This is a genomic window from Oligoflexus sp., from assembly GCF_035638955.1.
GTDB lineage: Bacteria > Bdellovibrionota_B > Oligoflexia > Oligoflexales > Oligoflexaceae > Oligoflexus.
On sequence record NZ_DASQYZ010000483.1, the window covers coordinates 1 to 3743 of the forward strand.

Below are 3743 nucleotides of genomic sequence, written 5' to 3' on the forward strand. Positions count from 1 at the left end.
TAACTCAGCTTATAGGAAAGATACCACCGGACATGAAGCATGATGATCTGGCGCTCAAAACAATGTCCTTTGGTGTCAAAAAGCATGAGCCGCCCTCCCGAGGTTTCCTCGAGAATACCACCGACTTACCCAGGCGCAACAGAACCGCTTCGGCCCCATCCTTGCCCATTCCGGTCAGAAGGATGGCCAGAAAAGATCCTCCTTCAATGCGGGCTGCGGAATGAAATAAAACGTCAATGCCTGGCTTTTGACCAAATTGCGCGACGAGACTGTCATCGACCGAAATCCTTAAACCACTACGGCGGGGATTGTTCGCAAGAGCGAACAGTATGTTATCCATAAGCCATCTAAAATATTGCATAATTTTGCCGTAAAGTGTGGTGATGGTTGTTCAGGCAAGCGAAGCGTGAATAAGTGAAAACAAATCAAATTTCAATAGTTTAGGAGTTTAAGATGCAGGTTCTCGTTGTTCAAGCCAGTCCACGTCTTGAAGAAAGTGCCACCCGAAGCATGACCAGGGATTTGGTTTCCAAACTCATGGTGTTGAACCCGACAGCGAAAGTTACCTTGCGGGACCTTGCCTTGGAACCGTTACCCCATTTAAGCCAGCATGAGATAACGTCCGCTTTCACCCCTCCTGAGCATCGCACGTCCGAACTTCAAAAAGCCATCAGGCTTTCTGATCAGCTCGTTGATGAGCTGCTCGCTGCGGATATCATAATTTTGTCCACACCCATGTGGAACTTCTCAATCCCATCGAGCCTGAAAGCCTGGATTGACCATATTGTAAGGGTAGGGCGAACCTTCTCTTATTCTGCCAGTGGACCCCAGGGACTCGTCACGGATAAACCGGTTTTCCTGGTCACAGCCAGTGGGAGCGTTTATTCAACAGATTTCATGCGCCCCTATAACTTCCTGGAACCTTACCTGAGGACTGTTCTGGGGTTCATTGGTATCAGGACGGTGCACTTGATCACGGCGGAAGGATTAAGTGACCCCGGCACGGCCCTGGCGGAACCGCCAACTTTGAAACTGTCGGATCTCAGAGCGATTTTAAATAATACGAAGTGAGATTTTCTCGAAAGGACAGAAAAACATGGCACGTGCAGCAAGAATCAAGTCGTTCGGAGGTCCGGAGGCAATTGTGATCGAAGAGATCGATCCACCTTCGCCGGGAACCGGCGAGGTAAGAATCAATGTCGAAGCGTCAAGCCTGGTTTTTACCGATCTTTTGATAAGGCGAAACCTTTATCCGGTCTTAAAGCCAGTCCCCACGTTTACCCTGGGTTATTCGTTAGTCGGACATATTGAAAGCCTGGGTCCTGCGGTAAACGGCTGGAAATCAGGGGATCGCGTCGCGGACCTCACTCAGATCGGATCAAACGCGGATCTTGTTGTGCGTCCAGCGGACAAACTTGTCAGAGTCCCTGACTCTCTCGATGCTGCCGAGGCGGAGGTCATGATATTAAGCGGGGTGTCCGCCTACCAGGCTCTTACACATTTCAAAAGCTTGAAACCTGGAGCCCGCGTATTGATAACAGGGGCAAGCGGAGCCGTGGGATTGCTTGCGGTCCAGCTCTGCAGGCATATGCGCCTTGAATGTTACGGGGTGGCTTCCAAAGCCAATCTTGGCCTGATCAAGGAAGCTGGTGCATTCGCCATAGCCTACGACGAGCCGAAGAGCTATGAGTCTCTTCTAATTGCTTCTGGAAAAGGATTTGACCTTATTCTGGAGCTTGCAGCAAGTGAGCCTCTGCGCCGGATGCGAAGACTTCTCAAAAGCGATGGAATTCTCATTTTTGCTGGTCTTCGCAGCGCCTGGAATGCAGAAAATCGTCATAAAGCTCCAAGCTTCTTTGGCAAACTGAAAGTCTTCTCCACCTTTGCCAGAGCAGCCCTTGCTTCCAAATCGAATCGTCGGGGGGTAAGGCTCTACGATATATCCACTCTTAGAAACAAAGACCCCGAGCTCTTTCGCAGGGACCTGGAACATTTGTTTGCTCTCCTTGCCAAGGGCGAGATCGTCCCTCTGATCTCGGGCCGGTTCCTTCTCGAAGATATAGCAAAAGGCCACCAATTGATTGAAGAAGGCCGAGTCAAAGGCCGTCTGGTTACCATTCATGGACGTAATATCGAATAGCTTGGCACGCGGTGGATCTTTCAAACAGTCGAGGAATAAAATGCTCAAGCAAGCAATCATCTTACTGTTGGCATCGCTGTCAGGTTTATCGGTAAAAGCACAGGCATTTGAGGCACCTCCAACAGGCATAAGGGTAAATATCCTTTGGCCTATATATCCTGGCGGCAAATATAGATTGGCTCTCAGGCACTCCGTTCACTCACAGTTGGAATATCGAACGGAAGCTCTGATTGGTGCCAGCTGGTCAGCCCCTGATCATCGTGATACGGAAGGAAAGTTTTCCGAAATCTCCGGACTTTTCGGCATGAGGCAATACTTGGCTGGTCCCTTCAATTTCGAGATTCTTGCTTCTTACGGTCAGAGCCGTCTGGAAAACCATGTTACCACGGGCAAGAATTATGACAGTCGTGATCTCGAGCTTATTGGAGCCGCAGGATATGAGTGGATGCTTCATGAAAATTGGAGCGTCGATATTCAGGCGGGATTGGGTCGGGTTGTCTCGAAATCAAATCCCTGGCCCATCTATAAGGATGATTCCTTGAAGAAGGAGGTTGGCGAGGAAACCATTCCGCTGGGTGCTGTCCATGTGGCCTTCTGGCTATGAGCAGGCACTTTTTTCTCGAAAAACATTGTCCCGGTGAAACCGCCTCTGAACGACAGATTTCCAGAATCTTACGAGGGGGAATATAAAATTGACTTGAAGATGCGTCGTAGACCGAACCACGCAGGCTATTTAACATAGATCAATTGATCGTTCACGTATGGAGAAAAAAGATGTTTAGTACAGGCTGGTCCACTGTTCTTTTGGTTCTGGGTCTCAATTTTTCGGCGCTTGCGAGCGCCGATACTCACAAGATTGATCCTTCACACTCCAATCTCGGTTTCAAGATTCGCCATCTGATGTCGAAGTCCACAGGTAAATTCAACGTTTACTCGGGCGACTTTGATTTCGACCCAGCCAGGGTCAAGGAAGCGAAATTCAATCTTGAGATTGATGCTGCCAGCATCGATACTGAAGGCGAGGACCGCGACAAACACCTTCGAGGGGAGGAATTCTTTAATGTCGCCAAGTATCCAAAGATTACGTTCAAGAGTACGAAAGTGGAGCCCGTCGGCAAGGAGGGAATAAAGATAACAGGCGACCTGACGATGCGCGGCGTGACCAGGTCTGTGACCATCGACGCCAAATATCTGGGTGAAAACGTGGATCCATGGGGCAACGTCAAGGCCGGCTGGGAAGGCAGTGTGAAGATCAACCGCAAGGACTGGGGTCTCAGTTGGAATAAGTCTCTCGACAAAGGAGGGATGATTCTGGGCGATGACGTCGAGATCAGCCTCGACATCGAAACTGAAAACGTCTCGAAGAAGAAGAAGACCTGATAGGGGTCAACTGGCGATCGGCTTTCCCGATGCTCTCAGTATGTCGGGTTATGTTGCGTCTGGGTAAGTCCGTGGTATTCTGCGGGAAACCTCGGGAGGCCGACTCATGCTTTTTGACACCAAAGGACATTGTTTCGAGCGCCAGATCATCATGCTCCATGTCCGTTGGTATCTTTCCTATAAGCTGAGCTACCGCGATCTCGAGGAGATGGCCATGGAGCGC

5 protein-coding genes and 1 pseudogene are annotated in these 3743 nt (G+C 49.9%); 5 read left to right on the forward strand and 1 reads right to left on the reverse strand.

From position 1 onward, the window contains the following. Positions 1-4: 4 nt before the first annotated feature. On the reverse strand, positions 5-340 hold the full coding sequence (locus VE954_RS39000) for a chemotaxis protein CheB (RefSeq protein ID WP_324963394.1): 336 nt from the start codon (positions 338-340) through the stop codon (positions 5-7). A gap of 113 nt (positions 341-453) precedes the next feature. Between VE954_RS39000 and VE954_RS39005 the strand changes: the two genes are divergently transcribed. From VE954_RS39005 to VE954_RS39025, 5 genes and pseudogenes are all read left to right on the forward strand, one after another. After that, positions 454-1071 carry an FMN-dependent NADH-azoreductase gene (locus tag VE954_RS39005; RefSeq protein WP_324963397.1) on the forward strand — a complete coding sequence of 206 codons (618 nt, stop codon included), beginning with the start codon at positions 454-456 and terminating at the stop codon, positions 1069-1071. Between the two features lie 25 nt (positions 1072-1096). Beyond that, positions 1097-2140, forward strand: coding sequence for a zinc-binding dehydrogenase (locus VE954_RS39010; protein WP_324963399.1), 1044 nt, complete (start codon positions 1097-1099; stop codon positions 2138-2140). Positions 2141-2456: 316 nt separating this feature from the next. Next, entirely contained in the window at positions 2457-2744 is a 288-nt protein-coding gene (locus VE954_RS39015) for a DUF3575 domain-containing protein (RefSeq protein ID WP_324963401.1), read from the forward strand. A gap of 170 nt (positions 2745-2914) precedes the next feature. Beyond that, positions 2915-3520, forward strand: a complete 606-nt coding sequence (locus VE954_RS39020; protein ID WP_324963403.1) for a YceI family protein — start codon at positions 2915-2917, stop codon at positions 3518-3520. Between the two features lie 106 nt (positions 3521-3626). After that, positions 3627-3743: pseudogene (locus tag VE954_RS39025) on the forward strand (IS6 family transposase); the annotation flags it as partial.